This window comes from Enterococcus sp. DIV0970a (assembly GCF_051711265.1).
GTDB lineage: Bacteria > Bacillota > Bacilli > Lactobacillales > Enterococcaceae > Enterococcus_D > Enterococcus_D casseliflavus.
Map to the genome: position 1 here is coordinate 636,781 of NZ_JBIOMF010000001.1, position 17,985 is coordinate 654,765.

At 44.3% G+C, this 17,985-nt stretch carries 16 protein-coding genes; 11 read left to right on the forward strand and 5 right to left on the reverse strand.

Going from position 1 to position 17,985, the window contains the following annotated elements:
- The first annotated feature begins 43 nt into the window (after window positions 1-43).
- Together IGK14_RS02990 and glnA are read left to right on the forward strand one after the other, a co-directional pair.
- Window positions 44-424 (forward strand): MerR family transcriptional regulator, encoded by a 381-nt coding sequence (locus tag IGK14_RS02990; protein ID WP_005225166.1) that lies wholly within the window; start codon window positions 44-46, stop codon window positions 422-424.
- Window positions 425-483: 59 nt separating this feature from the next.
- Window positions 484-1,824: a type I glutamate--ammonia ligase gene (gene glnA / locus IGK14_RS02995; protein ID WP_010747467.1), complete on the forward strand. Its 1,341-nt coding sequence runs from the start codon at window positions 484-486 to the stop codon at window positions 1,822-1,824.
- Window positions 1,825-2,140: 316 nt separating this feature from the next.
- Here the strand turns inward: glnA and IGK14_RS03000 are convergent, their stop codons facing one another.
- Window positions 2,141-2,530 carry a YxeA family protein gene (locus tag IGK14_RS03000; protein WP_010747534.1) on the reverse strand — a complete coding sequence of 130 codons (390 nt, stop codon included), beginning with the start codon at window positions 2,528-2,530 and terminating at the stop codon, window positions 2,141-2,143.
- 234 nt (window positions 2,531-2,764) lie between these two features.
- Here IGK14_RS03000 and IGK14_RS03005 point away from each other — a divergent pair, with 234 nt between their 5' ends.
- The 3 genes from IGK14_RS03005 to IGK14_RS03015 all read left to right on the forward strand — a co-directional run bounded on the left by IGK14_RS03005 (window position 2,765) and on the right by IGK14_RS03015 (window position 5,165).
- The gene (locus IGK14_RS03005) at window positions 2,765-3,367 is read left to right on the forward strand and encodes a LysM peptidoglycan-binding domain-containing protein (protein ID WP_010747535.1); all 603 of its coding nucleotides are present in this window, start codon (window positions 2,765-2,767) and stop codon (window positions 3,365-3,367) included.
- 153 nt (window positions 3,368-3,520) lie between these two features.
- A complete protein-coding gene (nagB, locus tag IGK14_RS03010; RefSeq protein WP_005225171.1) occupies window positions 3,521-4,222 on the forward strand; it encodes a glucosamine-6-phosphate deaminase in 702 nt (233 codons plus the stop codon).
- Between the two features lie 232 nt (window positions 4,223-4,454).
- Complete coding sequence (locus IGK14_RS03015) at window positions 4,455-5,165, forward strand: MgtC/SapB family protein (RefSeq protein ID WP_008377072.1); 711 nt, start codon at window positions 4,455-4,457, stop codon at window positions 5,163-5,165.
- 61 nt (window positions 5,166-5,226) lie between these two features.
- Here the strand turns inward: IGK14_RS03015 and IGK14_RS03020 are convergent, their stop codons facing one another.
- Complete coding sequence (locus IGK14_RS03020; RefSeq protein ID WP_010747536.1) at window positions 5,227-6,051, reverse strand: DUF92 domain-containing protein; 825 nt, start codon at window positions 6,049-6,051, stop codon at window positions 5,227-5,229.
- A gap of 136 nt (window positions 6,052-6,187) precedes the next feature.
- Here IGK14_RS03020 and IGK14_RS03025 point away from each other — a divergent pair, with 136 nt between their 5' ends.
- The 6 genes from IGK14_RS03025 to IGK14_RS03050 all read left to right on the forward strand — a co-directional run bounded on the left by IGK14_RS03025 (window position 6,188) and on the right by IGK14_RS03050 (window position 14,267).
- A complete protein-coding gene (locus IGK14_RS03025; RefSeq protein ID WP_010747537.1) occupies window positions 6,188-7,495 on the forward strand; it encodes an NAD(P)/FAD-dependent oxidoreductase in 1,308 nt (435 codons plus the stop codon).
- Entirely contained in the window at window positions 7,485-8,927 is a 1,443-nt protein-coding gene (locus tag IGK14_RS03030) for a helix-turn-helix domain-containing protein (protein WP_010747538.1), read from the forward strand. The genes IGK14_RS03025 and IGK14_RS03030 overlap by 11 nt, the downstream gene beginning before the upstream one ends.
- Before the next feature lie 131 nt (window positions 8,928-9,058).
- A complete protein-coding gene (gene glpK, locus IGK14_RS03035) occupies window positions 9,059-10,579 on the forward strand; it encodes a glycerol kinase GlpK (RefSeq protein WP_005225176.1) in 1,521 nt (506 codons plus the stop codon).
- Window positions 10,580-10,582: 3 nt separating this feature from the next.
- Window positions 10,583-12,412 (forward strand): type 1 glycerol-3-phosphate oxidase, encoded by a 1,830-nt coding sequence (gene glpO / locus IGK14_RS03040; RefSeq protein WP_010747539.1) that lies wholly within the window; start codon window positions 10,583-10,585, stop codon window positions 12,410-12,412.
- Window positions 12,405-13,121, forward strand: coding sequence for an MIP/aquaporin family protein (locus IGK14_RS03045; protein ID WP_005225178.1), 717 nt, complete (start codon window positions 12,405-12,407; stop codon window positions 13,119-13,121). Before glpO ends, IGK14_RS03045 begins: the two co-directional genes overlap by 8 nt.
- A gap of 90 nt (window positions 13,122-13,211) precedes the next feature.
- Window positions 13,212-14,267 carry an alpha/beta hydrolase gene (locus IGK14_RS03050; protein WP_051095320.1) on the forward strand — a complete coding sequence of 352 codons (1,056 nt, stop codon included), beginning with the start codon at window positions 13,212-13,214 and terminating at the stop codon, window positions 14,265-14,267.
- Between the two features lie 59 nt (window positions 14,268-14,326).
- Here the strand turns inward: IGK14_RS03050 and nrdF are convergent, their stop codons facing one another.
- The 3 genes from nrdF to nrdH form a co-directional block, all read right to left on the reverse strand.
- The gene (gene nrdF / locus IGK14_RS03055; RefSeq protein ID WP_010747541.1) at window positions 14,327-15,292 is read right to left on the reverse strand and encodes a class 1b ribonucleoside-diphosphate reductase subunit beta; all 966 of its coding nucleotides are present in this window, start codon (window positions 15,290-15,292) and stop codon (window positions 14,327-14,329) included.
- Window positions 15,293-15,389: 97 nt separating this feature from the next.
- Window positions 15,390-17,549, reverse strand: coding sequence for a class 1b ribonucleoside-diphosphate reductase subunit alpha (gene nrdE / locus IGK14_RS03060; protein ID WP_005225181.1), 2,160 nt, complete (start codon window positions 17,547-17,549; stop codon window positions 15,390-15,392).
- A 97-nt stretch (window positions 17,550-17,646) separates the two neighbouring features.
- Window positions 17,647-17,871, reverse strand: a complete 225-nt coding sequence (gene nrdH / locus IGK14_RS03065; RefSeq protein WP_005225182.1) for a glutaredoxin-like protein NrdH — start codon at window positions 17,869-17,871, stop codon at window positions 17,647-17,649.
- Window positions 17,872-17,985: the final 114 nt, after the last annotated feature.

The following is a 17,985-nucleotide window of genomic DNA, read 5'->3' on the forward strand; positions in this document are numbered from 1 at the left end:
CATAAAGTTACGCAGCATCATTGAAACGGAGGGGAGCCAAGTTATGCGGGAAAAAGAATTGCGGCGCTCAATGTCAGTCTTTCCTATCGGAACAGTCATGAAATTGACCGATCTCACCGCCCGTCAAATTCGTTATTACGAAGAACAAGAATTGATCCACCCGGAACGCAGCGATGGCAATCGACGAATGTACTCGCTGAATGATATTGATACCTTGCTTGAGATCAAAGATTATCTTTCCGATGGACTGAACATGGCGGGAATCAAACGAGTTTATGAAATGAAAGTTGCCAAAGAAAAAGAAGCGAAGAACAAACCGCCGCTGACCGATGAAGATGTACGTCGAATTTTTTATGATGAACTCTTGGCTCAAGGTGGATTGAATCAACAACAGCCATACCAGCAAAAAGGTCCACGAATGTAGAGCACTTGTAGATCATTGCTGTGATATAAAAAAAGAATTGGGAAAAAGGAAGGGATACTATGCCAAAATTTGAAAGAACTGCCGAAGACATCAAACAAATCGTAAAGGATGAGAACGTGCGCTTTTTACGCTTGATGTTTACTGATATTTTAGGAACGAACAAGAACGTTGAAGTACCTGTAAGTCAATTAGATAAAGTACTGGAAAACAAAATGATGTTTGACGGTTCTTCTATTGAAGGATTTGTCCGTATTGAAGAAAGTGACATGTATCTGTATCCTGATTTGTCGACCTGGATGATCTTCCCTTGGGAAAGTGAACATGGCAAAGTGGCTCGTTTGATCTGTGATATCTACAATCCAGATGGCACCCCATTTGCAGGCGACCCTCGCGGCAATTTAAAACGGGCATTAGCAGACATGCAATCCCTTGGTTTTACTTCTTTCAATCTTGGACCAGAACCAGAATTTTTCCTATTCAAATTAGATGAAGCAGGCGAAATCACAACTGAATTAAACGACAAAGGCGGCTACTTCGATTTTGCCCCAACCGATCTAGGGGAAAACTGCCGTCGCGATATCGTATTAGAATTAGAAAGCCTTGGCTTTGAAGTTGAAGCGTCTCACCATGAGGTGGCACCAGGGCAACACGAGATCGACTTTAAATATGCGGATGCAGTGGAAGCATGTGACAACATCCAAACCTTCAAGCTTGTCGTGAAAACCATTGCTCGTAAACACGGCTTGCATGCGACCTTTATGCCAAAACCATTATTCGGTATCAACGGTTCAGGCATGCACTGCAACATGTCCTTGTTCAAAGGTGATGAAAATGTCTTCTTTGATGAAGAAGGACCAATGCAATTAAGCCAAACAGCGTATCACTTCTTAGGCGGTTTGATCGAACACGCCCGTGCTTACACGGCTGTCTGCAACCCAACCGTCAACTCTTACAAACGCTTAGTGCCAGGTTACGAAGCGCCTGTATACGTGGCATGGTCAGGACGCAACCGTTCACCATTGATTCGGGTGCCAGAATCAAGAGGCTTGTCAACGCGTTTGGAATTGCGTTCAGTTGACCCATCTGCTAACCCATACTTAGCAATGGCTGTTTTATTACAAGCAGGACTTGATGGCGTTAGACGTGAGTTGACACCACCACCAGCTGTCGACCGCAACATCTACATCATGAACGAAACAGAACGGGCAGAAGCACAAATCGAAGATCTGCCATCAACGATCCACAATGCCATCAAAGCATTGCGTAAAGACCAAGTGATGATCGATGCCTTAGGCAAACACATCTATGCCAACTTTGTCGAAGCAAAACGATTAGAATGGGCAGCCTTCCGCCAAACAGTCTCCGATTGGGAAAGAGAACAATACTTGGAACTCTATTAAAATCGCAAAAAAAGCCGCTAGAGATAAACAATCTAGCGGTTTTTTTATGATGAAACCAGCGTTTATCCTATTGATTCTGGTTTTATTTATTTCCGATCGTCAATAGCTGCTTGATCAAAATTTGAGAAAAAAACCATTGCAAAGCTAGAGCGGTTCTGTCTATAAGAAGCGTAACTCTTGACCATTGGGAAAAATCAAAAAATACCAGTCGGGCGAGGACTGGTAAGAGGAAGAAAAATAGTTTTGGTATAAAGCTAGCATAGTCGGTCAAAGTAAAATGAACCTTAAAAAGTAGAAAGTTTCTTGTAAGAAGTTCTCATTCGTCAAAGGATTCCAGCTCAGACAATATTTTTGCGGGGACTTCTGATTGAGGGATTTCGTTGGGACCAGAAATGATGCGGGTCTTACTGATTTCTGCTTTGACTAAAGTATTTGGAGCCAATGGTTTTACATTTTCGCCCGTCAGGTCATAGGTCATGAGTTCTTTTTCACCATTTTTCTTTACGAATTCAAAGGTGTATTTGTAGGTAAAAGAGCCATCGATTTTTTCACCAGAATCGCTGTAGGTCTGTGTCTTTTCAGGGACTTTGTTGGGCGTGATAGCATAAGCCGTGATGCCGCGATACGTTGTTGCATAGTACGTGTAGCCGAAATAGCCGGCTACGACAATAATCAAAACGCCAAGCGTTAATAGTAGTTTTTTCATGGGTGTCATTCCTTTCCATTACTAGCATCACTATAGCATGTGGTCACTAAAAGCACTCATCGAAAGGGATAACAATATTGTAAGTTTAGCATTTTTGAATAAAAATCCTGTAACTTTCTGTTTAACAATTGTGATAATGAAAAATATTTCTGAAACCTTCCTGCAATATTGTAATGTTATTCTCTTACTTGTGCCCGATAGCGGGACAAATAATCAAAAGAGAGGTTTTTTCATTTGAAAAAATTTGCATTTACAGTTGTTGCAGGATTTGGTTTATTCGTTGGCGGAACAGTTGTTTCAGCAGCAGAACAAACCCGTGTTGTCGAACCAGGAGACACTCTATCTGGGATCGCTGCTACTTATCAAACAACGGTCGAAGACCTTTTAGCTTTAAATGATTCGATCGAAAATCCAAATATGATTTTTGATGGCGAAACATTGTTGGTTTCTAACGATGGCCAATCAGTAGAAAACAAAGAAACAAGTACGAAAGAAAGCACAGAAAAAAGTGAATCCACAGCGACTGCTAACGTGAGTCAAACTCGTTCAAGCGTTCCTGGTGCTGGTTCTGGTGTCTTGAATCCAGTGGATGGGATCAACTATTTCAATGGTGTGAGAGAATCGTACTACTCACAAAAAGTCTTGCCAGGAGGCGGATTGAATATCCCTGGTCGCCATGTAGCATCAGACGGAACCATCCGTGATGCCGATGGGTACATCGTTGTTGCCAGTGATAATCAACCGAAAGGATCGACTGGTCAATCATCTTTAGGTGCCTATAAAGTCTATGACACAGGTGTCGGTCATAGCGGTATTGATGTTTATACGAATTGGTAAGCAAGTAGAATACGAGTAGAGACGAGCGCATTTTAGAGCTCGTCTTTTTTTGATCGGCGAGAAAAAATCGTCATCTGGTCTAGACTAATTATTGTAATCAAACACAACCTGTGGTATTATTGGACTATACCAAATAGAAACGGAGCGCTGATCATGGAAATTATTCGCGTTAAAGATGCTGCTCAAGGCGGAAAGAAAGCTTTTGAATTGATTCAAGAAGGTATGGCAAATGGCGCCAAGGTCCTAGGCTTAGCAACAGGAAGCACGCCAGAGACCCTTTATGCAGAAATGACTGCCAGTGAAGTTGATTTTTCAGAAATGACTTCAGTCAACTTAGATGAATACGTAGGACTAGGCGGCGAAGACGAACAAAGCTATCGTTACTTCATGAATGCTCATTTATTCAATAAAAAACCATTCAAAGAAACCTTCGTACCAAACGGCAAAGCGGAAGACTTAGAAGCAGAATGCCAACGCTACGATAGCGTGATTGCGGATCACCCAGTTGATATCCAAATCTTGGGTATCGGTCAAAACGGACATATCGGCTTCAACGAACCTGGTGCATCTTTTGAAGGAACGACCTCAGTCGTTGATTTGACTGAATCAACCATCAATGCCAACAAACGCTACTTTGATAAAGTCGAAGACGTCCCAACGACGGCAATTTCAATGGGAATCGGTTCGATTATGCAAAGCAAAAAAATCATTTTGATGGCATTTGGCGAAGTCAAAGCGGATGCGATCCAAAAAATGATTGAAGGACCCGTAACCAACGAATTACCAGCTTCTGTTTTACAAAAGCATGATGACGTGATCGTGATCATCGATGAGGCTGCTGCCAGCAACCTGTAAAACAAAATCAGCCCTTTTCAGAAATAAGTCAGAAGGAAAAATGAGCCATCCTTGCAGCTTCCCCCTGCGCTTGTGCAGTAGCGCCAGCGCAGCTGCGAGCAATGGTTTGTAGCTTACTTGCTTATTTTCTGAGGGGGCTTTTTTTATTTGACTGATTCGGCGCTGTTTTTTTCTTTTTTTCATCAGAGATGCTATAGTTAAAAGAGAGAATACGAAGAAAAGAGGGATGCAAATGGTTGATATGCATTTATCCATTCCTGAAGTAGCACTGAGGTTGCTGTTGGCGATGGTCATGGGTGGCGCGATTGGGTACGAGCGGCAGTACAAAAGCCGACCAGCTGGTCTTAGAACCCATATCTTGGTTTGCATGGGGGCTTGTGTCATTGCTTTGATCCAAGTGGAGATCGCCACAGGTGCCATGCGAGATGCGCTGGATCATCCAGATTTAGCAGGGGTGATTCGTTCGGACGAAGCACGATTGATTGCGCAAGTCGTCAGCGGGGTCGGTTTTCTAGGCGCCGGAACGATCATTGTGACGAAGCGCTCGGTGACGGGGTTGACGACGGCTGCTTCCTTATGGGCGATCGCCGGTTTAGGAATTGCCATCGGGATGGGCTTTTACACCATCGCATTAAGCAGTTTTATCGGGATCTTCTTTGCATTGACGATCGTTAAGCGGATCGTCCGCGTACCAACAGCAAAGAAATTAGAGATCCAGTACATCCACCGCACCGAGACCAAAGAGTTTTTGACGGAGTACTTCCAAGAGAAAAATATCGTGATCGAAGATGTCAATTTTGATGTCAAATTCATGGAAGACTATCGCATTTATACCAACATTTATACGATTGATCTCCCGCGAGGACTAGGCTTTTCTGAAGTGATCGAAGAATTGTCTGTCTACAAAAATGTCACGAAGATCCGCTTAGTGGATATTGCTTAATCGGTATTGAGTCAAAAAGCAGCAAGACACCTCACATTAGTGACGTGCTTTGCTGCTTTTTTTATGATGCGGTAGACATTTTTAAGTAAAAGAAACATACAGTCAAAATAACGATCACTATTGAAGTCAGCAAATTGACCCCTTCATTCGTTACAAAGGAAAGACCGCCGACTTGCTTGGTGGCAACGTCGTGATGGACTTTTTTTTCGGTGTATTGGTGACAGACAGGGCATTGATAGCGCACCTGAATCGTTGCGCCCAGTAAGCTGTCCAAGAGACTACCGCCAAAGCCTAAGGCAGTCAAGGTCAACCAGAGATCAAATGAGAACGGCTTGCCGTTCAACCATAAGGCTGTTGCGAATAAACCAGTGATGGCGAGACTCCCTGCTAGGGAAGCGGCAGTTCCCAACCAACTGACACCGCCGGAAAGTCCTGGTGGTAATTTTTTTCCCGTAAGTAAGTGACGCGGTTGACTTGGACTTAGCACGCCGATTTCTGAGCCCCAAGTGTCAGCCGTACAGCTAGCGATTCCCGCCACAAATCCCCAAAGGAATAGCGGTTCTTTCGTCCAAAAGGCAAGCAGTAGAGCAAAGATGCTTGGTGTGATGTTCGCAAAGACTTGTTTTGCATCACGGCGAGCACCTTTGGCAAGCACAGCTAACTCTGGCTGACTGCGCATTTTCTTTAAAAGACCAATGATGCCAGAGCTGGCAAAGAAAAAGCCAATCAAAAAGATGCTGTACCACGGACCAAAGCCAATGACCAGTGTGCCGCAAAGAATCGCAGCCAGTGCGCCAGAAACAGTCAGCCACTGAAAGACGAATGCTGCCGCTGCAACGAATATGCTGGCAAACAATCCCAGCATGAATTGATAAAAGAAAACCATTTGAACACTCCTTTGCGTATAGTGTAGCATAGGTCTCATTTATTTTACCGCAGTTAACAAAAAAATAGTCAGCCTGATAGCTTTTTACTCGTCAAATGAGAGCGTTTCATTTAAGCTAAGGGAGAGAGGTGATCCAATGAAAATCATTATCATAGGCGGGTCCTTTGGGGGTGTCAGCTGCGCCCGTGAAGCACGCCGATTATACCCTGACGCAGAGATTTTATTGATAGAAAAAAAAGCCCATCTTGGGTTTGTTCCAAGCGGTTTGTTATTGCTGATCGAAGGCAGGATCGCATCGCTGGAAGAAGCATTCTTTTGTACGAAGGAGCAGCTGGAGGCAGAAACGATCGACGTTGCTTTAGAAGAAACGCTTCTGGAGATTTTTCCTTCGGATCATCGGATTCGAACGGATAAGCGAGAACTAAGTTATGATCGACTCGTCTTGGCAGCAGGCTCCAGTCAAGATTCCACTGTTTTGCCACAACCAGAAGAAGCACTACTGACCTACAAGGAATATGAGGCAGCCAAGCATTTCTTGCAGCAATTGCCCCAAGCAGAGTCGATTACCATCGTAGGTGCTGGTCAAGCGGGGATGGAAGCGGCGAATACCTTGACTGCGATCGGAAAAAAAGTAAGTGTGATCGAATCAATGTCATATCCTTTATTCAAGTACTTTGATCACGATTTTTTGCAGCCCTTTTTAACGGAGATCGAAAAAATCCCCAACTTGCAGCTGCATTGGTCCAAGCCAACTTTGGCAGTCGTTAAAACGGAAACAGGCTTTCGGATCGAAACCGCCGATCAAGGCTATGAAAGCGATCTGGTATTGACGACAGTCAACGTTCATCCTCGCTTGCCAGAGGCATTTGCGGTCTTTGAATTACACAGTGATCAAACCATCTGGACAGATGCCTACTTGGAAACTTCTGCCACGGATATTTTTGCGGTCGGCGATTTGATCCAAATTCCGAATGCTATTACGAAAGACACGGTCTATATGCCCTTAGTCAACAATGCTGTTCGCTCAGGAATCGCAGCAGCTCGTAATCTGGCAAGTAAAACCACCCCGTTTCGTGGCGGATTGCGGACAGTCGGAACGCAACTGTTTGGGTGGTACTTAGCAAGCACCGGCTTGACCGAGTCGGATCGGTTTTTCTTCGAATCTCCGATCGTCTGTCATGCGTTTACTGCCGCCAGTTCCTTGTTTGATCCAACACAGGTTCATGGAAAAGTGATGATCGAACAAGCCAGCGGCCGAATCGTTGGTGCGCAGCTTTTATCAAAAGCCAATATTTTGGAAAAAATCAATTTACTAGCGTTTGCGATCGAGCAGCAGGCAACGATGGAGGAGTTGACCCAAAAAGACTTTTTCTTCCATCCACGATTCACTAATGTAATCGACGAAACTTTTATGTGGTCGGGAAGTGATGCCGATGAGACTTGATCAGTTATTAGAAAAAAAAGAAGCAAAGCAATTGCAGCTGCTCAAAAAGCTTTTACTGGTGGGCGGAAAAATGGAGCTGCACGAGCTGGCGAGCTATCTTGGCATCAGTAAGCCTTCCTTGGAAAAATATGTGGAGGAGTTGCAAGATGAGCTGGCTCACTACCAAGAGCAGTGTCGGTTGTATTATCGAAAAGGTGTCCTGGTCTTTGAAATGAGTCCCACTTTTTCCCTCAATCAAATCGAATGGGCGTTTTATCGTTCAGCATTGAAATTTCAAATCCTCGAGCATCTTTTGCAGCATCAAGAGGTGACCACTGTCCAGCTGGCACAAAAATTAGCGGTCAGCGAGTCATCCTTGTTTCGCAAAATCAAAGAGCTAAATGGCTTGCTAGCAGAATTCGAGTTAGAGATCTGGCAAGGAAAGCTGATTGGGGAAGAAACGCAAATTCGTTATTTCTATTTTGAACTCTTTTGGTATGTCCATTCTTTCGACAGTCAGCCGCTGCCGATCGATGAAAAATACGTCGGTCTGATCACACGAGGTCTGAACATGACCTTCACGAAAGAAGCCCAACAGCGCTTGTCCCTATGGCTGAGGATCATGAAGGCGCGACTGAAAATTGCTACTCAATCCTTTCAAGTCTTACGGGAGAAAATGGTACCCTACACGAAAGATCCTTTGTTTCAGCAATTACGGGAGTTGGTATTTCGTGGGTTTGGCCATTATGCATTAGAAGTCAGAGAAGAGGAGGCGATGCTGCACTTTGTCTTTTTACTGTCGTTCTCGGTGTTATCCGAACACGATCTGCAAGTGTATATGCTGCAGCGTTCTCGGTTTACGCCAACTGCCTTGACGGATACCTTGATTTTGGAACATATTTTGCATCTCTACCGCCCATCGTTTGTTCCCCGTGAAATCGAAGCCACTTGTTATGGTCACCTGCTGCAGATCCACAGCCGCGTGTATTTTTTCAAAGGGGATGTGGAGGTTTTTGATCGAGAAAATATTTGGCAGTTAGAAGCGCAGCTATCCAGTCGTAACATCCAGCAAATCAGTCACGAACTATTGGATAAGGCTTTAGCAGAGCTTGATATCAAGCCATCTGATAAAAATAGTTTGTTGATGATGACGATGGTCAAATACTTGAGCGTGATCACGATCATCGATTATCAAATCAATCGGGAGTTTCGCGTCGGGATCGCTTTGAAAATGGATGAACTGTTTAAAGAAGCCCTCTACTATATGTGGCTGCTGTATCTCAAAAATTTGAATGGCGTAGTCGTGGAACGCTATCGCCCGGAACAAGAATATGATTTGATCTTGGCAAATTATGCTATCGAGACGAAAACACCGACTTATCGAATCAGTGAACTAGGTACCGCTTATGATCGGGAAACGATCAAAAAAATGATCCGCGAACGCTTTCAATAGTGGATTTCGTCAATTTCTTAGAAATTTGAAAAAAAATTGACGAACCACATAGCGAAAGTTCGGCTAAAATAAAAGCAAGTCAGAAAGCGCTAACAAGAAGAGCGTATAAAAAACTAAAGGGAGCGAATCAAATGGCAGAAAAAAATTATGTAATGGCGATCGACCAAGGAACCACTAGTTCAAGAGCAATTATTTTTGATCGTAACGGGAAAAAAATCGGCAGTTCACAAAAAGAGTTTCCGCAATACTTTCCAAAATCGGGTTGGGTAGAACACAACGCCAATGAAATTTGGAACTCTGTCCAATCAGTCATCGCAGGGGCATTTATTGAATCAGGTATCCGACCAGAAGCAATCGCCGGCATCGGGATCACTAACCAGCGTGAAACGACAGTGGTTTGGGACAAAACGACAGGCCAGCCGATCGCAAATGCAATCGTTTGGCAATCCCGCCAATCTTCACCGATCGCTGACCAATTAAAAGCAGATGGCCATACAGAGATGATTCATGAAAAAACTGGGTTAGTCATTGATGCGTATTTCTCAGCGACCAAGGTGCGCTGGCTTTTAGACAATATCGAAGGGGCACAAGAAAAGGCGGATAATGGCGAGCTACTTTTCGGAACGATCGATTCATGGCTTGTGTGGAAACTGACAGATGGGCAAGTCCATGTCACCGATTACTCCAATGCTAGTCGGACGATGCTTTACAACATTCATAAATTAGAGTGGGATCAAGAAATCTTGGATCTTTTGAACATTCCAAGCTCGATGTTGCCAGAAGTCAAAAGCAACTCAGAAGTCTATGGTCACACCCGCAGCTACCATTTTTACGGCAGTGAAGTACCAATCGCTGGAATGGCTGGGGACCAACAAGCCGCCCTCTTTGGACAAATGGCCTTTGAAAAAGGCATGATCAAAAATACTTACGGCACTGGGGCATTTATCGTCATGAATACGGGTGAAGAACCACAATTGTCTGACAATGACCTACTGACGACCATCGGGTATGGCATCAACGGCAAAGTCTATTATGCCTTAGAAGGAAGTATCTTCGTTGCTGGATCAGCGATCCAATGGCTGCGGGACGGTCTACGAATGATCGAGTCTTCTCCGCAATCAGAAGAGATAGCTGCCAAAGCAAAAGGCGATAATGAAGTGTATGTGGTGCCTGCCTTTACTGGATTGGGTGCACCTTATTGGGATTCAGATGCAAGAGGAGCCGTCTTTGGCTTGACTCGTGGGACGACGAAGGAAGATTTTGTTCGGGCAACATTGCAAGCTGTTGCGTATCAATCAAAAGATGTCATCGACACGATGAAAAAAGATTCTGGCATCGATATCCCATTGCTGAAAGTCGATGGCGGTGCAGCCAAAAACGATCTATTGATGCAGTTCCAAGCGGACATTTTAGACATTGACGTGCAACGAGCTGCGAATCTGGAAACAACCGCATTAGGTGCAGCTTACTTGGCAGGGCTAGCGGTTGGCTTCTGGAAAGACTTGGATGAATTGAAATCAATGGCAGAAGAAGGGCAAATGTTTACACCAGAAATGCCAGCAGAAGAAAGAGACAATTTGTACGAAGGCTGGAAACAAGCGGTAGCAGCTACTCAGACCTTCAAATTCAAAGCGAAGAAAGAAGGCGAGTAAGCCATGACCTTTTCACATAAAGATCGGAAGCAAACCATTCAAGAAGCGGCAAAGACCACCTATGATGTATTGATCATCGGTGGTGGGATCACTGGCGCGGGGGTTGCTGTTCAAACCGCAGCCGCTGGGATGAAGACGGTTCTTTTGGAAATGCAGGATTTTGCCGAAGGAACGTCTTCGCGGTCCACCAAACTCGTTCATGGTGGTATTCGCTATTTGAAAACCTTTGACGTGGAAGTGGTCGCTGACACCGTGCGGGAGCGGGCGATCGTGCAGCAAATTGCTCCGCATATCCCGAAACCAGATCCAATGCTTTTGCCAATCTATGATGAACCAGGGGCAACCTTCTCCTTGTTTTCTGTCAAAGTGGCGATGGATCTTTATGATCGCTTAGCGAATGTGACAGGCAGTAAATACGAAAATTATCTGCTGACGAAAGAAGAGGTCTTAGAACGCGAACCTCAGCTGCAGGCGGAAAACTTAGTCGGTGGCGGTGTCTATCTTGATTTTCGCAACAACGATGCCCGCTTGGTGATCGAAAACATCAAACGAGCACAAGCCGATGGGGCAGCAATGATCAGTAAAGCCAAAGTCGTCGGCATCTTACATGATGAGCAAGGCATCATCAATGGGGTAGAGGTGGAGGATCAACTGACAAACGAGCGCTTTGAGGTTCACGCCAAAGTCGTGATCAACACGACAGGCCCTTGGTCAGACATCGTTCGTCAATTAGACAAGAATGATGAGTTGCCGCCACAAATGCGTCCGACGAAAGGTGTCCATTTAGTGGTCGATCGGGAAAAACTAAAAGTGCCGCAACCAACCTATTTTGATACTGGGAAAAATGATGGTCGGATGGTTTTCGTGGTACCAAGAGAAAATAAGACCTATTTTGGCACAACCGATACGGATTATACAGGCGATTTTGCTCATCCAACGGTCACGCAAGAAGATGTTGATTATCTACTGACCATCGTGAATGAACGCTTCCCTCACGCTCAGATCACCCTTGATGATATCGAAGCGAGCTGGGCAGGATTGCGTCCGTTGATTGTGAATAATGGCGGGTCTGATTACAATGGCGGCGGTAAAGGCAAACTATCGGATGAAAGCTTTGAGCAGATCGTTGAAAGCGTCAAAGAGTATCTTGAAGATGAGCGGCAGCGACCAGTCGTAGAAAAAGCTGTAAAACAAGCACAAGAACGAGTAGAAGCCAGCAAAGTGGATCCATCGCAAGTTTCTCGCGGCAGCAGTTTGGAACGCTCAAAAGACGGACTATTGACGTTGGCAGGGGGGAAAATCACCGATTATCGCTTGATGGCGGAAGGAGCAGTTAAATGGATCAATGAATTGCTCCAAGAAAGCGGTGCATTCTTCGAGTTAGTGGATTCAACCACGTACCCAGTTTCTGGTGGTGAGCTTGATGCAGCCAATGTAGAGGAAGACTTAGCGAAGCTGGCTGACCAAGCGCAAGCCGCTGGATTCGATGAAGCAGCTGCGACGTATTTGGCTCATCTTTATGGGTCGAATCTTCCCCAAGTGTTGAACTACAAGACGAAGTTTGAGGGCTTAGATGAAAAAGAAAGTACGGCCTTGAACTATTCCTTGCATGAAGAAATGGTTCTGACGCCTGTCGATTATCTATTGCGTCGGACCAACCATATCCTATTTATGCGAGACACCTTAGATGAAGTCAAAGCCGGTGTCGTTGCAGCTATGACCGACTTCTTTGGCTGGAGCGAGGAAGAAAAAGCAGCCCATGTAGCAGAATTGAACCAAGTGATCGCAGAATCAGATTTAACAGCCTTAAAAGGAGGAAAAAAAGATGAATGAAACAACCCAGATCTTTAGTGAATTTCTAGGAACGGCTATTTTGGTTTTGTTAGGGGATGGTGTGTGTGCGGCTGTCAATCTGAAAAAGAGTAAAGCAGAAGCCTCTGGCTGGATCGTGATAGCAATGGGCTGGGCGACAGCGGTAACGATTGCCGTTTACGTTTCAGGGTACATGGGACCTGCTCACTTGAATCCAGCCGTTACATTAGGCATGGCGATGACGGGGAATTTTTCTTGGAGCTTGGCTGTACCGTTTATGCTGGCACAAATTGCTGGTGCGATCGTAGGGGCGATACTCGTTTGGCTCAACTACTTGCCATTATGGGATGAAACAAAAGACCAAGGCGCGATTTTAGGCACCTTTGCAACAGGGCCTGCAGTTCGTAATTTAGTATCGAATACCATCACTGAAGTGATTGGTACCTTTGTCTTAGTCTTTGGCTTATTGGCTTTTGGTGCCAATACCTTTACGGATGGATTAAATCCCATCGTCGTTGGGATCTTGATCTTAGCGATCGGGCTGTCGCTTGGTGGACCAACAGGCTATGCCATCAACCCGGCACGGGACTTAGGACCACGGATCGCTCACCAAATCTTGCCAATCAAAAACAAAGGGACTTCCGATTGGGGCTATGCGTTAGTACCAATCATCGGTCCAATGATCGGGGCAGCGATCGCAGCTGGTTTGTTTATGATGTTGCCATTATAAACGATGTTATTTTAAGGGTGATGCCTATTGGTATCATCCTTTTTTAATCTTTAGCGATTGTCATTGAATTTGCTAAAAAAACATGGTTAAATGAAAAAGCTGAAACAGAAAGAAGGAAGGAGCTTTTACTTGAAAAAAATTCTGCGCTTTTTCATGTGGGTGGCGATTGTCCTGATCGGACTCTTAGCTGCCGTTTTTCTGGCTTTTCAACTCTCCCCACGACCGGGGGCTTTTTTGATCGGTCATCTGTTTAACCAAGAAGTGACCATCAAGGATGAGGCAGCTTATCAAAAAAGTTTGCCGAATGTGACGGTCAAACAGGACTTGACGTATCAATCGGATTATCAACGCAGTACCTTTGATCTATATTATCCCAAAGAGGCACAAGGCCCTGTTCCAGTCATTTTTTGGGTCCATGGGGGCGGCTATGTCGGCGGAGACAAAGAAGGGGTCAAAGAGTTTGCGACCTATATCGTCGATGAAACCAAAGCCGCTGTGATTTCGATTAATTATGAATGGGCACCAAGTCTGCATTATCCTGGACAGGTCAAACAATTAGCCCAAGCGGTAGACTCGATCAAAGCAGATGCCCAAGCATACCCCATGCTGGATTTCGATCAACTCTTCTTCGGCGGGGATTCTGCAGGAGCCCAAATCGCTGGGCAATATGTGGCGCTGCAAACCAATCCAGCGTATGCGAAGGAAATGTCCTTTGATCAAGACATTCCTGCATCGGCCCTGAAAGGGTTTATTTCCTATTGCGGACCGCTTGATTTGAAGCAGATCGCTGGGACTTCTTCAGATGATCGCTTTATGAAATTCTTTGTCAAAACGGTGGCTTGGTCGTTATTAGGAAAAAAAGAATGGCAAGATAGTCCCCAACTGCAGGAGATCTCACTGGTGGATAAATTGACGGCTGATTTTCCACCAACGTATATCACGGATGGCAATGCCTATTCCTTTGAAGACCAAGGCATTGCCTTTGCCAACCAGCTGCAAGCTCTTGATATTCCCGTGACGAGTCGCTTTTACAAAGGGGATTCGGAAACGGTGACCCACGAATACCAATTTGATTATAGCTTGCCCCAAGCACAGGCCTGTTTGACAGAAACGTTGACCTTTATCAAAGACCAGTTGGCTCACTAAAAAACACCTTGTTTCTCACCCTCAATTGGCGAGAAACAAGGTGTTTATTTGTCAGCAGATCAATCAAGTCCGATGTAGTAGTCATCGTCTTTCATCGCTTCTACGGAACCAAGCAGATACCCGTTCCCAACTTGTGAGAAGAAGTCGTGGTTGCTGGTACCAGTTGAAATACCGTTCATGACGATTGGATTGACATCGTTGGCGGTATCTGGGAAAAGCGGGTCTTGACCTAGATTCATCAAAGCCTTATTGGCATTGTAACGCAAGAAGGTTTTGACTTCTTCGGTCCAGCCGATCTCATCGTATAATTCTTCGGTATAACGCTCTTCATTTTCATACAACTCATACAACAAGTCGTACATCCAGTCTTTCAGCTTTTGCTGTTCGTCTTCTGGTAATTCGTTGAAACCTAATTGGAATTTGTAGCCGATATACGTGCCGTGAACGGATTCGTCACGAATGATCAATTTGATGATCTCCGCTACGTTCGCTAGTTTGTTATTGCCTAAGTAGTAAAGGGGTGTATAGAAACCTGAATAGAATAAGAAGGTCTCTAGAAATACACTGGCGATTTTTTTCTCTAGCGGTGTGCCATTTTTGTAGATCTCATTGATTCGTTCGGCTTTCTTTTGCAAATATGGATTGGTGTTGGTCCATTCAAAAATATCAGCGATCTCCGCTTTTGTATTCAGGGTGCTGAAAATCGATGAATAGCTTTTTGCATGGACAGATTCCATAAATTGGATGTTGTTCAAGACCGCTTCTTCATGTGGGGTGCGGACATCTTTACGCAGTTGATCCATACCGCTTTCTGATTGAACGGTATCTAATAAAGTCAAGCCGCCAAAGACGTAGCCCACCGTTGTTTTTTCTAATGGAGATAGCGTCCGCCAGTCATCAAGGTCATTTGATAAAGGGATCCGCGTATCTAACCAGAATTGTTCTGTTAATTTTTCCCAAGTGGATTTATCGATGATATCTTCGATCTCATTCCAGTTGATTGCTTCATAGTAAGTCTTACCCATAGTCGGTTCCTCCAATAATCGTATCAAGACAACAGCCGACCCGCTGTCAAGAAAGAGCAGGGGCAGGCGGTTGGTTCGTTTTCAGGCAAAAGTTGGATTAGATGACGCAGCTTTCACATTGGTTGCTGCCGATCTCTTCTGCATCATCTGTAAAGGTCCGTACATAGTAGATCGATTTGATGCCTTTGTGGAAAGCGTAGTGACGCAAAATGTTCAAATCACGGGTGGTTTGTTTTGTCGTTTCTTTCCATTCGTAAAGACCTTCTGGAATATCTGAACGCATAAACAAGGTCATACTCATACCTTGATCGACGTGTTTTTGAGCAGTTGCGTAAACATCGATCACTTTGCGCATATCCATATCGTAGGCTGATTTGTAGTAGCCGATCGTCTCATTGCTCAAGTAAGGTGCTGGATAGTAGATCTTGCCGATTTTCTTTTCTTGGCGTTCTTCGATCATCCGTGTGATTGGGTGGATGCTGGCACTCGTATCATTGATATAAGAGATCGAACCATTTGGTGCAACGGCTAGGCGGTTTTGGTGATACAAGCCGGTTTCTTTGACGGTTTGTGCCAAGGCTGCCCAATCTTCACCAGTTGGTAAAAAGACGCCTTCGAACAATGCTTTGACTTTTTCCGATTTTGGTTGGTAGTCACCTTGGATATAATCGGTGAAGTAGCTGCCGTCTGCATACGCTGATTTTTCAAAGTTATGGAAAACTTCGCCTTTTTCTTTGGCGATGGCATTGCTTTCAACCAATGTCCAATAGTTCAACAACATGAAATAAAGATCAGTAAATTCAAGGGATTCTGGTGAACCGTATTCCATTTGATTTTTTGCAAAATAGGTATGCAAGCCCATTGCGCCTAAACCGATCGTGTGGTTCAAGGCATTCCCATTTTGGATCGATGGTACTACGTCAATGTCAGACGCATCAGTAACAAAGGTCAAGGCACGAGTCATTGCTCGAACAGATTTCCCAAAGTCAGGGCTGTCCATCAAGTTCACGATATTGGTGGAACCTAAGTTACAGCTGATATCTGTTCCTAAAACTTCGTATTCTTGTTTGCCGTTGATCTCAGATGGTGCTTGGACTTGAAGGATCTCGGAACAAAGATTACTCATGATGATCTTGCCATCAATTGGGTTGCTGCGGTTTGCTGTATCGATATTGATGATATAAGGATAACCAGATTCTTGCTGCAATTTAGAAATTTCGTTTTCTAGATCACGGGCTCTGATTTTGGTTTTGCGAATCCGTGGGTTCATGACTAAGTTGTCGTATTCCTTGGTGATATCGACATAAGAGAAGGGTACGCCATATTCTTTTTCGACACTGTAGGGACTAAAGAGATACATCTCTTCATTTTTGCGCGTCAATTCGTAGAATTTGTCAGGTACGATCACGCCTAATGATAAGGTTTTGACACGGATTTTTTCATCCGCATTTTCTTTTTTCGCTGATAAAAAGCTGATGATGTCTGGGTGGAAGACGTTCAAGTAGACCACGCCAGCCCCTTGCCGTTGACCCAATTGGTTTGAGTAGCTGAAGCTATCTTCAAACAATTTCATTACAGGCATCACACCACTTGCTGCCCCTTCGTAGCCTTTGATAGGCGCGCCGGCTTCCCGCAAGTTTGATAACGTGATCCCGACACCGCCACCGATTCGTGAAAGTTGCAGCGCGGAGTTGATCCCACGACCGATCGCGTTCATGTCATCAGTGATTTGGATCAAGAAACAAGAAACCAACTCACCGCGACGTTTGCGTCCTGCATTCAAGAAAGAAGGGGTTGCTGGTTGGTAACGTTGGTAGATCATTTCATCTGCCAAGCTCATTGCTAACTCTTCATTGCCATCCGCAAAGTAAAGGGCGTTGAAAGCGACCCGATCTTCGTAACGTTCTAGATACGCGGTACCATCATTCGTTTTTAATGCGTATTGTGAATAAAACTTGTAAGCAGCCATAAATGATTTGAAAGTAAAGTGTTGCTCATCTAAGAATTGATACAATTGCTCAATAAAGGCAGGGCGATACTTTTTGATAAATTCTTCTTCTAAATAATCATTTTCAATCAAATAATTGATTTTGTCCATTGCAGTCGCAAAGGTTAAGGTATTTGGTTCAACGTTTTCTTTAAAGAATGCCGCTAAGGCTTCTTTGTCTTTATTTAATGGAATTTGGCCATCTACTGGACGGTTGATCTCATTATTCAATTTGAAATAACTGACATCTTTGATTTCTTTCAAGCTCATAAATGGCTAACCTCTTTTCTTGTTTTGTTCGTATAAAAAAGGACTTGCGGTCTGGACGACTGACAAATCCCTCAAAAGCATCACATTGAGAAAAATCTTAGCTCGCTAATTGACGTAGTTGATCTGGACGGAAACCGATGATCGTTTGCGCATCAGAGGTAATGACTGGCACACTTTGGAATCCTTGTTCTTTCAAAAATTCTAATGCTTCAGGCTCATTATCAATATTGATTTCTTCAAATGCAATCTGATTTTCACTTAAAAAGCGTTTCGCCATTTTACATTGCATGCAGTTGTTTTTAGAAAATAGTTTGATATTCATAATTGTTTCCTCCGAGTTGTAATAGTTATAAACCTAGTATAAATAAGTCTCGGAGAAAGTCAACGAAAAAACACTATATCTTGTGCTTGTGAATTCGACATACACAATTTATAG

Coding starts and splice junctions, on each gene's coding strand:
- IGK14_RS03025 (WP_010747537.1), top strand. CDS start 6,188: ATGAAAATCATTATCATAGGCGGGTCCTTTGGGGGTGTCAGCTGCGCC.
- IGK14_RS03045 (WP_005225178.1), top strand. CDS start 12,405: ATGAATGAAACAACCCAGATCTTTAGTGAATTTCTAGGAACGGCTATT.
- nrdH (WP_005225182.1), bottom strand. CDS start 17,871: ATGAATATCAAACTATTTTCTAAAAACAACTGCATGCAATGTAAAATG.
- glpK (WP_005225176.1), top strand. CDS start 9,059: ATGGCAGAAAAAAATTATGTAATGGCGATCGACCAAGGAACCACTAGT.
- glnA (WP_010747467.1), top strand. CDS start 484: ATGCCAAAATTTGAAAGAACTGCCGAAGACATCAAACAAATCGTAAAG.
- nrdF (WP_010747541.1), bottom strand. CDS start 15,292: ATGGGTAAGACTTACTATGAAGCAATCAACTGGAATGAGATCGAAGAT.
- IGK14_RS02990 (WP_005225166.1), top strand. CDS start 44: ATGCGGGAAAAAGAATTGCGGCGCTCAATGTCAGTCTTTCCTATCGGA.
- nagB (WP_005225171.1), top strand. CDS start 3,521: ATGGAAATTATTCGCGTTAAAGATGCTGCTCAAGGCGGAAAGAAAGCT.
- nrdE (WP_005225181.1), bottom strand. CDS start 17,549: ATGAGCTTGAAAGAAATCAAAGATGTCAGTTATTTCAAATTGAATAAT.
- IGK14_RS03030 (WP_010747538.1), top strand. CDS start 7,485: ATGAGACTTGATCAGTTATTAGAAAAAAAAGAAGCAAAGCAATTGCAG.
- IGK14_RS03050 (WP_051095320.1), top strand. CDS start 13,212: ATGAAAAAGCTGAAACAGAAAGAAGGAAGGAGCTTTTACTTGAAAAAA.
- IGK14_RS03015 (WP_008377072.1), top strand. CDS start 4,455: ATGGTTGATATGCATTTATCCATTCCTGAAGTAGCACTGAGGTTGCTG.
- IGK14_RS03020 (WP_010747536.1), bottom strand. CDS start 6,051: ATGGTTTTCTTTTATCAATTCATGCTGGGATTGTTTGCCAGCATATTC.
- glpO (WP_010747539.1), top strand. CDS start 10,583: ATGACCTTTTCACATAAAGATCGGAAGCAAACCATTCAAGAAGCGGCA.
- IGK14_RS03000 (WP_010747534.1), bottom strand. CDS start 2,530: ATGAAAAAACTACTATTAACGCTTGGCGTTTTGATTATTGTCGTAGCC.